General features: G+C 61.7%; 15 protein-coding genes and 3 pseudogenes. 8 read left to right on the forward strand and 10 right to left on the reverse strand.

Annotated features, from left to right (window positions below; translation table 11 throughout):
* Window positions 1-49: 49 nt before the first annotated feature.
* Genes AB4N47_RS23985 through lptM form a run of 6 tightly spaced genes read right to left on the reverse strand, consistent with a single transcriptional unit; the run spans window position 50 to window position 4,656 of the window.
* The gene (locus AB4N47_RS23985) at window positions 50-757 is read right to left on the reverse strand and encodes an HAD family hydrolase (RefSeq protein ID WP_341638162.1); all 708 of its coding nucleotides are present in this window, start codon (window positions 755-757) and stop codon (window positions 50-52) included.
* Window positions 754-1,653, reverse strand: a complete 900-nt coding sequence (gene xerC / locus AB4N47_RS23990; protein WP_024014773.1) for a tyrosine recombinase XerC — start codon at window positions 1,651-1,653, stop codon at window positions 754-756. The genes AB4N47_RS23985 and xerC overlap by 4 nt, the downstream gene beginning before the upstream one ends.
* Before the next feature lie 2 nt (window positions 1,654-1,655).
* A complete protein-coding gene (locus AB4N47_RS23995; RefSeq protein WP_024014772.1) occupies window positions 1,656-2,381 on the reverse strand; it encodes a DUF484 family protein in 726 nt (241 codons plus the stop codon).
* Between the two features lie 13 nt (window positions 2,382-2,394).
* The gene (gene dapF, locus AB4N47_RS24000) at window positions 2,395-3,225 is read right to left on the reverse strand and encodes a diaminopimelate epimerase (RefSeq protein ID WP_016772587.1); all 831 of its coding nucleotides are present in this window, start codon (window positions 3,223-3,225) and stop codon (window positions 2,395-2,397) included.
* Between the two features lie 3 nt (window positions 3,226-3,228).
* Entirely contained in the window at window positions 3,229-4,476 is a 1,248-nt protein-coding gene (lysA, locus tag AB4N47_RS24005) for a diaminopimelate decarboxylase (RefSeq protein WP_056791636.1), read from the reverse strand.
* A gap of 9 nt (window positions 4,477-4,485) precedes the next feature.
* Window positions 4,486-4,656 carry an LPS translocon maturation chaperone LptM gene (lptM, locus tag AB4N47_RS24010; protein ID WP_016772589.1) on the reverse strand — a complete coding sequence of 57 codons (171 nt, stop codon included), beginning with the start codon at window positions 4,654-4,656 and terminating at the stop codon, window positions 4,486-4,488.
* Between the two features lie 324 nt (window positions 4,657-4,980).
* Between lptM and cyaY the strand changes: the two genes are divergently transcribed.
* From cyaY to rnk, 3 genes are all read left to right on the forward strand, one after another.
* Window positions 4,981-5,313 (forward strand): iron donor protein CyaY, encoded by a 333-nt coding sequence (gene cyaY / locus AB4N47_RS24015; protein WP_041476930.1) that lies wholly within the window; start codon window positions 4,981-4,983, stop codon window positions 5,311-5,313.
* A gap of 3 nt (window positions 5,314-5,316) precedes the next feature.
* Window positions 5,317-5,535 carry a DUF1289 domain-containing protein gene (locus AB4N47_RS24020; protein WP_122698693.1) on the forward strand — a complete coding sequence of 73 codons (219 nt, stop codon included), beginning with the start codon at window positions 5,317-5,319 and terminating at the stop codon, window positions 5,533-5,535.
* A 259-nt stretch (window positions 5,536-5,794) separates the two neighbouring features.
* Window positions 5,795-6,214, forward strand: a complete 420-nt coding sequence (gene rnk, locus AB4N47_RS24025) for a nucleoside diphosphate kinase regulator (protein ID WP_341638161.1) — start codon at window positions 5,795-5,797, stop codon at window positions 6,212-6,214.
* Between the two features lie 9 nt (window positions 6,215-6,223).
* Here the strand turns inward: rnk and AB4N47_RS24030 are convergent, their stop codons facing one another.
* From AB4N47_RS24030 to AB4N47_RS24040, 3 genes are all read right to left on the reverse strand, one after another.
* Entirely contained in the window at window positions 6,224-9,067 is a 2,844-nt protein-coding gene (locus tag AB4N47_RS24030) for a class I adenylate cyclase (protein WP_341638160.1), read from the reverse strand.
* Between the two features lie 181 nt (window positions 9,068-9,248).
* A complete protein-coding gene (locus tag AB4N47_RS24035; protein WP_007951883.1) occupies window positions 9,249-9,494 on the reverse strand; it encodes a TIGR02647 family protein in 246 nt (81 codons plus the stop codon).
* Window positions 9,495-9,690: 196 nt separating this feature from the next.
* Window positions 9,691-9,981, reverse strand: a complete 291-nt coding sequence (locus AB4N47_RS24040; RefSeq protein WP_122698690.1) for a hypothetical protein — start codon at window positions 9,979-9,981, stop codon at window positions 9,691-9,693.
* Window positions 9,982-10,104: 123 nt separating this feature from the next.
* Here AB4N47_RS24040 and AB4N47_RS24045 point away from each other — a divergent pair, with 123 nt between their 5' ends.
* Window positions 10,105-10,764, forward strand: a complete 660-nt coding sequence (locus AB4N47_RS24045) for a glutathione S-transferase family protein (RefSeq protein ID WP_125925381.1) — start codon at window positions 10,105-10,107, stop codon at window positions 10,762-10,764.
* Between the two features lie 128 nt (window positions 10,765-10,892).
* Here the strand turns inward: AB4N47_RS24045 and argH are convergent.
* A pseudogene (gene argH / locus AB4N47_RS24050) lies at window positions 10,893-12,286 on the reverse strand (argininosuccinate lyase).
* A gap of 311 nt (window positions 12,287-12,597) precedes the next feature.
* Here argH and AB4N47_RS24055 point away from each other — a divergent pair.
* The 4 genes and pseudogenes from AB4N47_RS24055 to AB4N47_RS24070 all read left to right on the forward strand — a co-directional run.
* Window positions 12,598-12,759, forward strand: a pseudogene (locus tag AB4N47_RS24055) (sensor histidine kinase); the annotation flags it as partial.
* Window positions 12,756-13,502 carry a LytR/AlgR family response regulator transcription factor gene (locus AB4N47_RS24060; protein WP_016772598.1) on the forward strand — a complete coding sequence of 249 codons (747 nt, stop codon included), beginning with the start codon at window positions 12,756-12,758 and terminating at the stop codon, window positions 13,500-13,502. The pseudogene AB4N47_RS24055 and the gene AB4N47_RS24060, both read left to right, overlap by 4 nt.
* 137 nt (window positions 13,503-13,639) lie before the next feature.
* Window positions 13,640-14,581 (forward strand): hydroxymethylbilane synthase, encoded by a 942-nt coding sequence (gene hemC / locus AB4N47_RS24065; protein WP_016772599.1) that lies wholly within the window; start codon window positions 13,640-13,642, stop codon window positions 14,579-14,581.
* A pseudogene (locus tag AB4N47_RS24070) lies at window positions 14,578-15,324 on the forward strand (uroporphyrinogen-III synthase); the annotation flags it as partial. The gene hemC and the pseudogene AB4N47_RS24070, both read left to right, overlap by 4 nt.
* Window positions 15,325-15,360 lie beyond the last annotated feature (36 nt).

Here is a 15,360-nt window from a genome sequence, read left to right on the forward strand (position 1 = left end):
GAATGACACAGCGCATTCGCGAGCAGGCTCGCTCCCACAGGGCTGTAGATTAGTTCGAGGAAGCATTCCAGCGGGAGAGGACGGCGGGCAATTCGGTCAGGCTGCGAATCTCGGCGTCCGGCAAGCGCTCCGCCTCCCAGACCTTGCCCGTCGGGTTGAACCACACCGCGCGTAATCCCGCCTGTTGCGCGCCGGCAATGTCATCGCCAGGATGATCGCCGACATGCACCGCCGCTGCGGGGCTTACACCACCGCGCTGCAACGCTTCATGAAACAGCCGCGCATCCGGTTTGGCGATGCCGATGTCTTCGGCGCACAAGGCGAACTTGAAGTAATCCGCCAGCCCCAACCGACGCACGTCGGCATTGCCATTGGTGACCACGCCGAGGGCATAGTGATTGGCGAGCAGCTCCAGCAGCGGCTCGACTTCCGGGAACACTTCGATCTGATGCCGAGCGTGCAGGAATACTTCAAAAGCCTTGTCAGCCAGATCCGACGCTTCGCCGTGGGCATATCCGGCTTCTTCCAGCGCATGGAACAGCACACGTCGGCGCAGCGCGCTGATGCGGTGTTTGAGGCCCGGTTCGCCCGCCAGCACTCGCTCGCGAATCGACCACAAATGCTCCACCGGCACCGCGCCCAGGTTCGACGCATGTTCGCTCAGCCATTCGCGCAACACGGTTTCGGCGCTGGCGATCACCGGAGCGGTGTCCCACAGAGTGTCGTCGAGGTCGAACGTGATCAACTGAATGCTCATGAATCATCGCCTTTCATGCGTTTGGCCCGGGGATGGGCGCTGTCGTAGACCGCCGCCAGATGCTGGAAGTCGAGGTGGGTATAGATCTGTGTGGTTTTGATATCAGAGTGACCGAGCAATTCCTGCACCGCGCGCAAGTCCTGCGAGGACTCGAGCAAATGGCTGGCGAACGAGTGCCGCAGCATGTGCGGATGCAGGTTCTGCCCCAGTTCGCGCTCGCCAGCCAGTTTGACCCGCACCTGAATCGCCCGCGGGCCGAGGCGTCGGCCTTGCTGGCTGACAAATACCGCATCGTCCGCCGGGTTGGTCATGGCGCGCAGCGGCAACCAGTGTTCAAGGGCTTCGCGGGCCTTGGTGCCAACCGGCAACAGCCGGGTCTTGCTGCCCTTGCCGAGCACCTGAACCATGCCGTCGGCGAGGTCGAGTTGATCGAGATTGAGCCCGGTCAGCTCGGACAGGCGCAGGCCAGAGGAATAGAACAGCTCGAGAATCGCCTGATCGCGCCGGGCGAGAAAATCGTCCTCGACCGCACCTTCCAGCAGCTGCAATGCGCGGTCGGTATCAAGGGTTTTCGGCAGGCGCCGTTCGCCTTTCGGCGGGGCCAGGCCGGTGGCCGGGTCGTGGTCGCACAGGCCTTCGCGATTCAAGTAGTGATAGAGCCCGCGCACCGCTGAGAGCAGGCGGGCGAGGCTGCGCGAGGACTGGCCTTGCGCATGCAACCGGGCGATCAGGCTGCGCAGGCGCTGGATGTCCAGCGCGGCCCAGCTGCCGATGTTCTGCTTGATGCACCAGCCGAGGACTTTATCGAGGTCTCGGCGATAAGCCGACAGGGTGTGCGGCGACACCTGTCGCTCACTGCGCAGATGTTCGCAGTAAGCGTCCAGTTGTCGTTCCATGGTCAGCGTACCGAGCGCAGCGAGCTGTTGACCCGTGGCAGCACGCGGCCCATGACCTCGGCGATGTAACTGAGGAACAGCGTGCCGACCGAGCTCTTGTAGTGCTGCGGGTCACGGCTGGCGATGGCCAGAATGCCGTGAATGCCCTGATGGCTGACGGCAACCACGGCGGTCGAGCCGATCTGCTGGCGCTGTTCTTCGCCGAAGAGGAAGTCCAGCTCATGTTCACGCAGGCTGCCGCTGACGCTTTTGCCTTCGGTGAGCAGGCCGCCAATCGCGGTTTGCGCATCGGCGTGGGTTACCCAGCGGCCGACCGGGGCCGGGTTGTCGCCGAGCAGGATCAGGCTGACGAAGGGCACCTGGAAATCCTGACGCAGGCTGTCTTCAACGCTGATGACCACGTCTTCCAGGGTCGATGCATCCATCAGCGCGAGAATCAGGCGGCGGGTTTTTTCGAACAGGCGATCGTTGTCGCGGGCCACGTCCATCAGATGCGAAAGGCGATGGCGCATCTCGATATTGCGATCGCGCAGGATGGTCATCTGCCGCTCGACCAGCGATACGGTGTCGCCCCGTCGGTGCGGAATGCGCAGCGACGGCAGCAGCTCTTCGTGCTCGACGAAGAAGTCCGGATGAGCCTCCAGGTAGGCGGCAACCGCGGCTGCCTCGAGGCTCTCGGACGCTGATTCGTCGACTGGTCGGGCGGGTACCTGTGGCTTGTCGGTCATGATTTCTGCTCGCTCAAAGACGCACTTGTCCTTCGTATACACGCACTGCCGGACCGGTCATCAACACCGGTTCGCCCGGGCCGGCCCACTCGATGGACAGACGCCCGCCGGGCAGGTCGATCAACAGCGGCGAATCCATCCACCCCTGACTGATGGCCGCCACCGCCGCCGCACAGGCGCCGGTGCCGCAGGCCTGGGTTTCCCCGGCGCCGCGTTCCCAAACACGCAGTTGCGCGCGATGGCGGTCGATGACCTGAAGGAAGCCGACATTGACCCGCGCCGGAAAGCGCGGATGGTGCTCGATCTTCGGCCCCAATTCATGCACCGGTGCGCTGTTGATGTCGTCCACGCGGATCACCGCATGGGGATTGCCCATCGACACGGCGGCCAGTTCGACCGTGGTGCCATCGACGTCCAGCGAATAGCTGCTGGCCTGCGCTGGCGCCTGGAATGGAATGTCCGCCGGCACCAGCCGCGGCGCGCCCATGTTGACGCCGATCTGGCCGTCGTTACGTACGTCCAGTTCGATGATGCCGCCCTTGGTCTCGACCCGGATCTGCCGCTTGGCAGTCAGACGCTTGTCGAGCACGAAGCGGGCGAAGCAGCGCGCACCGTTGCCGCACTGCTCCACTTCCGAACCGTCGGAGTTGAAGATCCGGTAGCGGAAATCCACATCCGGGTTGCTCGGCGCTTCGACGATCAGCAACTGGTCGAAACCGATCCCGGTGTGGCGGTCGCCCCATTGCTTGGCGTGTTTGGGCTGAATGTGCGCGTGCTGGCTGACCAGGTCGAGGACCATGAAGTCGTTGCCCAGGCCGTGCATTTTGGTAAAACGCAGCAGCATGGGTTACTCCGGCAGCAGGCTTTCGCCGGCAAACAGCTCGGCCACGGTTTCGCGGCGACGCACTTCAAAAACCTGATCACCATCCACCAGCACCTCGGCGGCACGGCCGCGAGTGTTGTAGTTGGAGCTCATGACGAAACCGTAGGCACCGGCCGAATGCACTGCCAGCAAGTCGCCCTCTTCCAGCGCCAGCTCGCGGTCCTTGGCGAGGAAGTCGCCGGTTTCGCAGATCGGGCCGACGATGTCGTACTTGCGTGCAGCGCTGTCGCGCGGTTTCACCGCGGTGACGTCCATCCACGCCTGATACAGCGCTGGGCGGATCAGGTCATTCATCGCCGCGTCGACGATGGCGAAATCCTTGTGCTCGGTGTGCTTGAGGTATTCGACCTGCGTCAGCAACACGCCGCCATTGGCAACGATGAAGCGACCCGGTTCGAACACCAGCGCCAGATCACGCCCGTCGAGACGCTCGCGCACGGCTTTGATGTAGTCGGCAGCCAGCGGCGGCTCTTCATCGCGATAACGCACGCCCAAGCCGCCACCGAGATCAATGTGGCGCAGGTGAATGCCGCAATCGCCCAAGCGGTCGACCAGATCGAGCAGGCGATCCAGGGCGTCAATGAATGGCGGCAGCGTGGTCAGTTGCGAACCGATATGGCAGTCGACACCGACCACTTCCAGGTTCGGCAGATGCGCGGCGCGCACGTACACGTCTTCGGCGTCGGCAATGGCGATGCCGAACTTGTTCTCTTTCAGACCGGTGGAAATGTACGGGTGGGTGCCGGCATCGACGTCCGGGTTCACGCGCAGCGAAACCGGGGCGCGAACACCCAGCTCGGCGGCGACTACTTGCAGGCGCTCAAGCTCATCGGTGGACTCGACGTTGAAGCAGTGCACGCCGACTTCGAGGGCGCGGCGCATGTCGTCACGGGTCTTGCCGACGCCGGAGAAAACGATCTTGTCGGCGCTGCCACCAGCGGCCAGTACACGTTCCAGCTCGCCACGGGAAACGATGTCGAAACCGGCGCCGAGACGGGCCAGGACATTCAGTACACCGAGGTTGGAGTTGGCTTTGACCGCGAAGCAGACCAGATGCGGCATGCCGGCCAGCGCATCGGCGTAGGCCAGATACTGCGCTTCGATGTGCGCGCGCGAGTAGACATAGGTGGGCGTGCCGAAGCGGTCGGCGATGGCGGACAGCGCCACACCTTCCGCGAACAGCTCCCCGCCACGGTAGTTAAAAGCGTCCATGGCGATCCCTTAGTAAACGTCGTGCTTGTGAGCCTTGGATGGCTGCTTCTGCGAAGACTGGGCTTGTTCGGCCGGGTCCTGGTCGTCATCGGGCAGGTACAGCGGGCCTTTTTGACCACAGGCCGAAACCAGGCAGGCAACCGCGACGAGCGCAGCAAGGGAAGAGATCAGGCGCTTCATGGCGAAATCCTTGAAAATGCGTTAATTGCGCCGGAGTATACCGGCCACCCGGCAGCTTGCCTATGCGAGGGGGTTCCCGTCCGGCGGGGCTTGCTGGATACCGGATGGATACCTGCAATACCTGTGGGAGCGAGCTTGCTCGCGAAGAGGTCGTCACATTCGATATGTTTGTTGCCTGACACACCGCTTTCGCGAGCAAGCTCGCTCCCACAGAGTGCGATGTTGGATGGAAACTGGTGCTTGGTCGTTAATCTTTGCAATCGGTCGGCAGCGTCCGTATCTTTCGGCGCTTGAGCCTGATCAGACATTTTTGAGGTTGCCGCAATGAGTTTGTCCGAAGCCCGTTTCCACGATCTGGTCGATGAAACCCAGGAAAAACTGGAAGACATATTTGACGAAAGCGATCTGGACATCGATCTGGAAAGCTCGGCAGGTGTCTTGACCGTCAAGTTCGAAAACGGCTCGCAGCTGATCTTCAGCCGCCAGGAGCCATTGCGTCAGCTGTGGCTGGCGGCCGTGTCCGGTGGTTTCCACTTCGACTATGACGAAGAAAGCGAGCGCTGGATGTGCGACAAGAGCGAAGAGCAATTGGGCGAAATGCTTCAGCGCCTCGTCAAGCAGCAGGCTGGCGCTGAATTCGATTTCGAAGGTCTGTGATTCGTGACGGATGCCGCGCCTGTTCGCCCGCCGAAACCGCTCTACAGCAACGTCAGCCCGGCGGTACCTTCGCCGTGCACGGGCGTATGTCGGCTGGACGAACAGAAAGTCTGTCTCGGCTGCGCGCGTCACGTCGAAGACATTCGCGAATGGCGCTCGGCCGATGATCAACGGCGCCGGGTGATTTGCCAGCAGGCTGCTGCCCGCCAAAATTCTGTTTGATACCCCATTGTGGGCGAGGGGATTTATCCCCGTTGGGTCGCGTAGCGGCCCCAGAATCTATACGGCTGCTGCGCAGCCGAACGGGGATAAATCCCCTCGCCACAAGGGTTTCACCCGGGCAAAAAGTGGGTGACTTGTATATTTTTTGAGCTGTGATAGTGTCCGCGAACGCCTCAAACCACCGAGGCACGGTGAAAACCCCGTCTTTTTTGGCGGGGTTTTGCTTTTTTTGTGCAGAAGAAAGGAGTCTGCCTGGATCATGACCGCACCTTCCATCACCCTTACCCGTCTGGACGTGCAACGTCTGGAGCGCCTGATCGACAGCCTGAGCGACAAAGACCAGGCTGCACCGGGCGTGATTGCGCTGCAAACCGAGCTGGATCGCGCCGATACCGTGGTCGGCCACGATGAAGTGCCCGCCGATGTCGTGACCATGAATTCCCGCGTGCATTGCCGCGAAGAAGGCAGTGGCAAGGATTACCACCTGACGCTGGTCTATCCCAAGGACGCCAACGCCGACAACGGCAAGATTTCGATTCTCGCGCCGGTCGGCAGTGCGCTGCTGGGTCTTAAGGTCGGTCAGCACATCGATTGGCCGGCGCCGGGTGGCAAGTCGCTGAAACTGACCTTGCTGGAAGTGGAATCGCAACCGGTCAACGGCGGCGCCTTTCCCGAATAAATCCCCGCTTCAAACCTGTTCGAGCGCTTCATTCAACGAGCGCTCCAGGTCTGCCTTGTAGCGCAGATACAGATTGCTTGGACTGTGCCCGTCACCGAGCAGCCCCGAGAGATCGAGGTCGGTGATGTAGCAGCGATAGCGTTCGGTCTCGCGGCGCTGCTCGACGATCTCCCGGGCGACCACGCTGAACAACTGGTCGCCATGCTCCAGCTCGCTGAATTCACGCTGATTGCAATACAGGGTGACCTGCACTTCGCCGGGCGCGGCTTTACCGATGATCGCCTGTACGTCATAGAACGGTTTGTTCACCGGGGTCTGCGGTGCCGGCCGGGTTTCGACCCTGCGCGAGCGCCCCGGGCCTGACGGCAACAGCTGGTAATACAAAGTCTCGGGGCTGCCCGCAGGGCCACCGTCCATCGGCAATTGCGCTTCACGGCGGTACTGGATCGATTGCAGAAAACGCTGCAGCGGCACCAGCAGACTCTGCTCGTCGTGGTACGGCAGTTGCTGCTGCCACAGCGCATTGAATTCATCCAGCACGTACAGCTCGGCCTGCTGTTCGCTGATGCGGTAGAACACCTGAATGCACTCCGGCTGACCCATCGGCAGGATCAGCGCCAGGTCATGGTCCTCCAGCGCCATCGGGTCGAGGTGCAGCGGGCTGTAGCGCGGTTGTTCTTCGCCCAGATAATCGAGCAGTGCCGGCAGAGTGGCGAGGGCGACATGGTTGACCTGGCCGGGCACCAGCTCCAGCACGTGATAGTGCTGCTGCACCTGAATCAGGTAGCGGTGATTCAACTCGCTGAGCAACAGGGTCTGCGCGGTGTCGACGATTTCTTCGACGCGGCGGGCAATGAATTGCGCGCGGTTGTGGCAGAAACAGCGCACTTTCAGCGACGGCTGCACCGGGCCGCGCGGCAGGTTGTTGAGGTAATCGCGCAGGCAGTCGAGCAGCGCATGCGGGCCGTCGAAACGATTGACCAGCACTTCGTTCCAGCTGTTGAGCGTGACCTGATCGAGGGTCAGCACCAGGTTCTCGCGCACACCGGCATAGCTCAGCGAGTCGGTGCGTTCGGTGGTCATCAGGATGTTCAGATCACGGTGATGCTTGAGCGGGTCGACGCCGACGTTGATCAGCAGCAGCACTTCGCTGGGCACAGCGGCACGTAGCAATGGCTCTTCAGCAACAGAGGGCAAGGGCAGGGCGATGCACTGCTGCAAGCTGCCGAGCAGGTTGAACAGCTCGAACTCGCTCAAGTCGCTGGTGCCCGGATGCAGGGCCAGACGTGTGCTGCTGTCGATCACGCCGTTGCGGTGGCACCAGGTCAGCAGTTCAAGCAGCTCGCGACTGCGCTTGATCGGCGCGAAGTGTTCCCACTCCAGTGCCGTCAGGCTGCCGTTGTACAGGCCCCACTGGGTCTGCCCCGGCTCCTTTTTGTTCGGCGACTGCACCAGGGTCAGGGTGTCTTCGGCCAGATCCGGGGCAATGCCCGGATTGATGAACTCGACCTTGTCGGCCTTGCGCTCGAACGCTGCGTAGAGGCGCCGGCCGAGGACATTGAGGTCGCGCTTGTTGATCAGGCTGACAGTCTGTTCGCTGCGGGCGAACTGGGTCAGAAAGCGATAGCTGTAGTTGAGTTCATTGACCAGCGCGCGGCGCTCGGCGCTGACCTGGCGGACTTTCCACTGACTGCGACTGTCGAGCAGCGCCAGTTGCCGTTGATCCCAGTGCCACTCGCCGGCCAGGCGTTCGAGCAGTGCGCGTTGCCAGCCCTGGCTGCGGCTGTTGCCGGTGAGCTTGCGGTTGACCTTCAGATACAGCGCGCGGCGCACCAGCTCAAGACGTTCCGGCTCGTTGCGGGCGATCAGGTATTCCTCGATACGCCGGTACACCACCATGTACGGGTCAAGCTCATCGAGATCGAGCTGATTGGCGAACACGGCTTTCTTGAAGCGCAGGCTCAGGCACTGCACGTGCGGGTGTTCACTGGCGTACACCTCGGTCAACAGCAGTTTGAGCACCGATTTGTAGGGCGACTCGATGCCTTTGAACAACTGCCACAACCCGGCGCCGATGAATTCTCCGGGCGGAATGGTCGCCATCGGCCCGAGATCGAGGGTTTCGTCGGCGCGAATAAAGCGTTTGGACAGCAGGGTGTGGGTGTAGGCGTCGTAGGCCGTTTCTTCATAGACCGGCACCAGCCACCAGATCGGCGTGCGCCCGGCCAGCCAGATCGCCGTGCGATAAAACTCGTCGAGCAGCAGATAGTGCTGGGTGCTGCCGCAGTTGTCCGAACTGAGCTTTGAATCGCGTTCGCCTTTGACGAAGCGCGCCGGGTCGATCAGGAAGAAATGCGCTTCGGCACCCTGGCTCGCAGCCCAGGCTTCCAGCAATTGGCACTTCTTGCTCAGCTCGGCGAGCTCGCTTTCGCTCAGATCCGGCCCATGGCAGACCCACACGTCCATATCGCTCTGATCGGCCTGGGCCAGCGTGCCGAGGCTGCCCATCAGGAACAGGCCGTGGATCGGTCGCGGCGGGTTGCTGCCGTGGCGCGGCCTGTAAGAGAACGAGCGAGTCAGGCGCTGCGCCTCGGTCAGCGCATTGGCGTCCGGCTCATAATTCGAAAGCCCCGCCGGCGTACTGCCCGAGACATAGCCGGGCAGCAACGGATGATTGACGTGAAAGAACAGCGGCAACAGCGTCAACACGCTTTGCTGGCGCGTCGACAAGCCTTCGAGAGCGCGGCCGAGGCGGCCTTCATTGAGTTTGAGAAAACGTGCGCGCAGTTGGCTGAGTACCTTGCGGTCGATGCCTTCGTCCAGGTCGGGGCGGATTTCGTGGGTGCGGGTCATGTCAGCTCAAACCGGCTTGCAGGCTCGGACGTAGAGGGTCTCGGAATGGCCGCAGTTTAGCCGCTGCGCGGCAGGACGTTTAAGCTGAATTTGTTTTTTGACGTCAGTTTTTTATCGACAGCGAGCGGGCGGGCCCGCGGAAATCCCGTGGCAGGAGTTCCCGTGGGCAAAGTCAGAGAAATCAGGCGGTTTGCTGTTCTTTCAAAATCGTCAGTACGGTCTGCACGTTTTGCGCGGCATCGCGACCGAGGCTGGTCAGATAACCGCCATCGGGCTGGTCGGTGAGTTCTTTTTCAAAGAGGCGCTGGGCGGCAGCGATATGTTTCGGGGCAGCGGTCTGGTGAATTTTCAGACCTTCCTGGGAACTGTCCAGGTTGAAGAGTGCAAGGACTTCCAGTTCGGCAACCAACTCAGGGGTAAGCGACATAAGGACTCCAGACTTTCTAGGAATTGGACGACAGCGCCTCTAAGGTGAACCCGCTGGTGCAGCATGTCCAGTGCTCGGATCAGGGGATTTTGTCTTGAGGCGAATTCCAGTGTAGTCGGGCGGCAGCAGATGGCTGGATGGATGCGTAACAAACCTTGTGGGAGCGAGCCTGCTCGCTCCCACAGGAGCAATGTGGTTACTGCTTTTCCGGTGGCAGCTCTGGCAAAGCGCGCAGTGCCGCTTCGTACCACTGGGTGTCGAACGGGCGATCTTCATCGAGCATCGCGTCAATTTCAAAAGCCAGCACGTGGGCCATCAGATTGAGGATCTCCTCACGGTCCATGCCGACCAAAGTCAGCTTGTTCAACGTCGCCTTGGCCGCCGGCGGGTTGTCGCTTTCAATCTGGTTCTCGATGGCTTCGATCAGGGTCGCTTCGGTGAATGCTTCTTCGTCGTCATCGTTGACGATATCTGTCGGCTCGCTCATGGCAGGCTCCTCAGGGAAAGGCGCCAGTTTACCCGCATTCAGCGGCGTGATGCTGCTGGCGGGAAACGCCGCGGCGATCTATAAACAGGCACTGCCCACCCCGCACGGCCTGGAGGCTCTGTGATGTTCAAGCTCTACGGATTTGCTGTCAGCAACTACTACAACATGGTCAAACTGGCGCTGCTGGAAAAAGGCCTGCCCTTCGAAGAGGTGACGTTCTACCCGGCGCAAACCCCGGAGTCACTGGCAATCAGTCCGCGTGGCAAGGTCCCGGTGCTGGGTGTCGACGCCGGTTATATCAACGAAACCGCGATCATCCTCGAATACCTCGAACAATCACAAAAGGGCACGCCGCTCCTGCCCTGCGATCCGTTCGAGCGCGCGCAGGTATTGGCGATTGCCAAGGAGATCGAGTTGTACATCGAGTTGCCGGGGCGTGCCTGCTATGGCGAGGCGTTTTTCGGTATGACATTGCCGGAGGCGATCAAGGAGAAGACCCGGACGGAACTGCTGCTGGGCTTCGCGGCACTCGGCCGCCACGGCCAGTTCGCCCCTTATGTGGCGGGTGACAGCCTGAGCATTGCCGATTTGTATTTCCTCTACAGCGTGCCGCTGGCCTGTGCGGTCGGGCAGAAGCTGTTCGGGATTGATCTGCTGGCCGAGATGCCGCAGGCGAAATCGCTGCTGGAGCGGCTTGAGCAAAATCCGCATGTGCAGAAGATCGCGGCGGACAAGGACGCGGCGATGCCGGCATTTTTAGCGATGATTGCTGCAAAGAAGTGAATTTTGTAGCGCTCTGAAGGAAGCCTTCGCGAGCAGGCTCGCTCCCACATTGAGCCGGTGGTGAACACAAATTTTGTGAACATCCAGAATCCCTGTGGGAGCGAGCCTGCTCGCGAAGCTCTTGGCTTTTAGCGGCTGGCGATTAGGGCCTGGCCGCGCGCCACCGCAGCCTTGACCTGCGCCGGTGCAGTCCCGCCGATATGGTCGCGGGCATTCACCGAGCCTTCGAGGGTCAGCACGGCAAACACGTCCTGCTCGATCTGATCGCTGAACTGACGCAGTTCTTCCAGGCTCATCTCGGCCAGATCCTTACCCGTGTCGACGCCGTATTTCACCGCGTGGCCAACGATTTCATGGCAGTCGCGGAACGGCAGGCCACGGCGCACCAGGTAATCCGCCAGGTCAGTCGCGGTGGAGAAACCGCGCAGTGCCGCTTCACGCATGATCGCGTGTTTCGGCTTGATCGCCGGGATCATGTCGGCAAACGCGCGCAGCGAATCGCGCAGGGTGTCGGCGGCGTCGAACAGCGGCTCCTTGTCTTCCTGATTGTCCTTGTTGTAGGCCAGTGGCTGGCCTTTCATCAGGGTCAGCAGGCCCATCAGCGCGCCGAACACACGGCCGGTCTTGCCGCGCACCAGTTCGGGCACATCGGGGTTTTCTTTTGCGGCATGATCGAGCTGCCGGTGCAGAAGCGATCCGGCAGATCGATGAACTGGAACTGCGCGCTGGTCCACAGCACCAGCTCTTCGGAGAAACGCGACAGGTGCATCATCGCGATGCTCGCGGCCGAGCAGAATTCGATGGCGAAGTCGCGATCGGAAACGTTGTCCAGCGAGTTGCCGCCGACGGCGTCGAAGCCCAGCAGTTGCGCGGTGTATTCGCGGTCGATCGGGTAGGTCGTGCCGGCCAGCGCGGCGCTGCCCAGCGGCATGCGGTTGGTGCGCTTGCGGCAGTCGACCAGACGCTCGTAGTCGCGGCTGAGCATTTCGAACCAGGCCAGCATGTGGTGCCCGAAGGTCACTGGCTGCGCGGTCTGCAAGTGGGTGAAGCCCGGCATGATGCTCGCCGCTTCACGTTCGGCTTGCTCCAGCAGGCCTTTTTGCAGGCGGGTGATCTCGGCGAGGATCAGGTCGATTTCATCGCGCAGCCACAGGCGGATGTCGGTGGCGACCTGGTCGTTGCGGCTGCGCCCGGTGTGGAGCTTTTTACCGGTGACGCCGATGCGGTCGGTCAGGCGTGCTTCGATGTTCATGTGCACGTCTTCGAGGTCGACGCGCCAGTCGAACTGGCCGGCCTCGATTTCGCCCTGAATGGTCTTCAGGCCATCGATGATGCTGTCGCGCTCGGCATCGGTCAGCACGCCGACCTTGGCCAGCATGGTGGCGTGGGCGATCGAGCCCATGATGTCGTGGCGATACAGGCGCTGGTCGAAAGTGACGGAGGCGGTGAAGCGGGCGACGAAGGCGTCGACGGGTTCACTGAAGCGGCCGCCCCAGGACTGATTGGTCTTGTCAGTGCTCATGAATTCGCTCGTATCGGCTTGAAGAAATGGCGTGAAACGCTGGCGCGGATAATAACAGGGTTGCCAATCCTGTCGCTGACACCGGTCGATACGTTTTTTCGCGGATGTGTCAGGCGTGTCCGGCGCGGTCTGCAAGGAATTTACAAAAGGATATTTTTTGATTGAGCAATATCGTTCCGACGAACGTCTACAGTGGACATAAGGGTCGGTGCGAATGCGGATCATGCAAAGGTCCGGCCACTGGCTATAAGAAGAGGGGGCGGGTGAGTTGTACAACGGTCACCCACCGTGAGAAACGCAGGGAACACTGGGCTCCGAGCGGTACGACCCGGACGCTGGCAAATATTGCTGGCCGACGTACGGCACTTTTTGGCGCTCGGGCTAGTCTTAGCGTGGATCGCGGTGACGGAGGTCACTACACCTGTCTACGCTATCCTTGTGCGAGACTCACGCAGGAATCCAGCGCAATATGAATGTCCTGATCGTTGATGACGAACCCCTGGCTCGCGAGCGCCTAAGCCGTATGGTGAGCGAGCTCGAGGGTTACACAGTCCTGGAGCCCAGTGCCACGAATGGCGAGGAGGCGTTAGCGCTGATCGACAGCCACAAGCCGGATATCGTGCTGCTCGATATCCGCATGCCGGGCCTCGATGGCCTGCAGGTTGCTGCCCGACTGTGCGAACGAGAGACGCCGCCGGCCGTGGTGTTTTGCACCAGTCCCGATGAATTTGCCGTGGAAGCCCTGCAGGCCAGCGCCGTGGGCTATGTGGTGAAACCTGTGCGAACCGAACACTTGAATGAAGCCCTGAAGCGGGCTGAACGTCCCAACCGGGCGCAACTCTCGGCCCTGACCCGTCCCGCTGCCGAAAGTGGCAACGGCCCACGCAGCCACATCAGCGCACGGACCCGTAAAGGCATCGAGCTGATTCCGCTGGATCAGGTGGTCTACTTCATCGCCGACCACAAGTACGTGACCCTGCGTCACGAAGCCGGCGAGGTGCTGCTCGACGAACCCCTCAAAGCCCTTGAAGACGAATTTGGCGAACGCTTTGTGCGTATCCACCGCAATGCGCTGGTCGCTCGTGATCGCATCGAGCGATTGCAACGCACGCCATTGGGACATTTCCAGTTGTTCCTCAAAGGCCTCAATGGCGATGCGCTGATTGTCAGCCGGCGGCATGTTGCCGGTGTGCGCAAGATGATGCAGGGGCTTTGACCCGGTCTTCAGCGGTCTTTTCGTGTTCTTTTATCCGGCATGGCAGGCCAGGGAGGCCGCGCCGGTTCTGATTCAGGTCAAAGCGAAATTGACTGAGCTGTTATTATCCGCCGTATCTATTCAGTACGGATTGTTCCATGTCCCCTCGCGAAATCCGCATCGCCACCCGTAAAAGTGCGCTGGCCCTCTGGCAGGCCGAATACGTCAAAGCCCGTCTCGAGGCGGCCCACCCGGGCCTGCTGGTGACGCTGGTGCCCATGGTCAGTCGCGGCGACAAGCTGCTCGACTCGCCACTGTCGAAGATCGGCGGCAAGGGTCTGTTCGTCAAGGAACTGGAAACTGCGCTGCTGGAAAACCAGGCCGATATCGCCGTGCATTCGATGAAAGACGTGCCGATGGACTTCCCGCAAGGCTTGGGTCTGTTCTGCATCTGTGAGCGTGAAGACCCGCGCGATGCTTTCGTCTCCAACACCTACGCCAGTCTTGAAGCGCTGCCTGCCGGGGCCATCGTCGGCACCTCGAGCCTGCGTCGGCAGACGCAATTGCTGGCGCGGCGTCCCGATCTGCAGATCCGTTTCCTGCGCGGCAACGTCAACACCCGTCTGGCCAAACTCGACGCCGGCGAGTACGACGCGATCATCCTCGCCGCGGCCGGTCTGATCCGCCTGGGTTTCGAAGAGCGCATCACATCGGCGATCAGTGTCGATGACAGCCTGCCGGCCGGTGGCCAGGGCGCGGTCGGCATCGAATGCCGCAGCGCCGACCACGAAATTCACGCCTTGCTCGCGCCTTTGCATCACGCCGATACCGCTTCGCGGGTGAACGCCGAACGCGCCCTCAACAAACATTTGAACGGCGGCTGCCAAGTGCCGATCGCCTGCTACGCCGTGCTTGAAGGCGAGCAGTTGTGGTTGCGCGGTCTGGTCGGCGAGCCGAGTGGTGGCAAGCTGCTCAGCGCCGAAGCCCGGGCGCCGCGCGCGGACGCCGAGACCTTGGGCGTGCAGGTCGCTGAAGACCTGCTCAAGCAAGGCGCCGACGACATTCTCAAAGCGGTGTACGGCGAGGCGGGTCACGAGTGACAGCCTGGCGCCTGCTGCTGACGCGCCCGGCAGACGACTGCGCGGCGCTGGCCGAACAGTTGGCCGGGCACGGGATTTTCAGCAGTTGTCTGCCGCTTTTGGACATCGTTCCGCTGCCGGTCTCTGACACTATTCGCCAGGCGATTTCGCGATTGCCCGCTTGCAGCGCGGTGATTGTGGTCAGCAAACCGGCGGCGCGGATTGCGGTGGATCTGCTCAAGTCCGAAGGCACGGCGCCATTGAGCATGCCGTGGTTCAGCGTCGGTGCGGCGACCGCAGGCATTCTTCGCGAGCATGGTCTCGATGTCAGCTTCCCGGCTGACGGCGATGACAGTGAAGCCCTGCTGCAATTGCCGCGTCTGCGCGAGGCGCTCGACCAGTCCGGCGCGCAGGTGATGATCCTGCGCGGCGAGGGCGGTCGTGAACTGCTCGCCGAGCGCCTGCGCGCGCTTGGTGCTAGTGTCGAGTATCTGGAATTGTATCGCCGCGACCTGCCAGCCTACCCGCCAAACGAGCTGCCACGGCGGATCGAAGCGGAACGCTTGAACGGGCTGGTGGTCAGCAGTGGACAGGGTTTCGAGCACCTGCGGCAGATGGCCGGCGATGCCTGGCCGAAGATCGCGCAGTTGCCGTTGTTTGTTCCAAGCCCGAGGGTCGCCGAGCTGGCACGTGCCGCCGGGGCTCAAACAGTTGTGGATTGCCGCGGCGCGAGTGCCGCGGCTTTGCTGACGGCGTTACGGGAATGTCCCGTGCCGTTTTCTAATGCAAAGGATGGATAC

Source organism: Pseudomonas sp. S3_G06, from assembly GCF_054667565.1.

Excerpts from the sequence above, each read along its gene's own strand:
- AB4N47_RS24040 (WP_122698690.1), bottom strand. The coding sequence starts at position 9,981 with ATGAGCGAGCCGACAGATATCGTCAACGATGACGACGAAGAAGCATTC.
- AB4N47_RS24030 (WP_341638160.1), bottom strand. The coding sequence starts at position 9,067 with ATGACCCGCACCCACGAAATCCGCCCCGACCTGGACGAAGGCATCGAC.
- AB4N47_RS24045 (WP_125925381.1), top strand. The coding sequence starts at position 10,105 with ATGTTCAAGCTCTACGGATTTGCTGTCAGCAACTACTACAACATGGTC.
- AB4N47_RS23985 (WP_341638162.1), bottom strand. The coding sequence starts at position 757 with ATGAGCATTCAGTTGATCACGTTCGACCTCGACGACACTCTGTGGGAC.
- cyaY (WP_041476930.1), top strand. The coding sequence starts at position 4,981 with ATGAGTTTGTCCGAAGCCCGTTTCCACGATCTGGTCGATGAAACCCAG.
- AB4N47_RS24060 (WP_016772598.1), top strand. The coding sequence starts at position 12,756 with ATGAATGTCCTGATCGTTGATGACGAACCCCTGGCTCGCGAGCGCCTA.
- hemC (WP_016772599.1), top strand. The coding sequence starts at position 13,640 with ATGTCCCCTCGCGAAATCCGCATCGCCACCCGTAAAAGTGCGCTGGCC.
- AB4N47_RS23995 (WP_024014772.1), bottom strand. The coding sequence starts at position 2,381 with ATGACCGACAAGCCACAGGTACCCGCCCGACCAGTCGACGAATCAGCG.
- dapF (WP_016772587.1), bottom strand. The coding sequence starts at position 3,225 with ATGCTGCTGCGTTTTACCAAAATGCACGGCCTGGGCAACGACTTCATG.
- lptM (WP_016772589.1), bottom strand. The coding sequence starts at position 4,656 with ATGAAGCGCCTGATCTCTTCCCTTGCTGCGCTCGTCGCGGTTGCCTGC.
- AB4N47_RS24035 (WP_007951883.1), bottom strand. The coding sequence starts at position 9,494 with ATGTCGCTTACCCCTGAGTTGGTTGCCGAACTGGAAGTCCTTGCACTC.
- lysA (WP_056791636.1), bottom strand. The coding sequence starts at position 4,476 with ATGGACGCTTTTAACTACCGTGGCGGGGAGCTGTTCGCGGAAGGTGTG.
- xerC (WP_024014773.1), bottom strand. The coding sequence starts at position 1,653 with ATGGAACGACAACTGGACGCTTACTGCGAACATCTGCGCAGTGAGCGA.
- rnk (WP_341638161.1), top strand. The coding sequence starts at position 5,795 with ATGACCGCACCTTCCATCACCCTTACCCGTCTGGACGTGCAACGTCTG.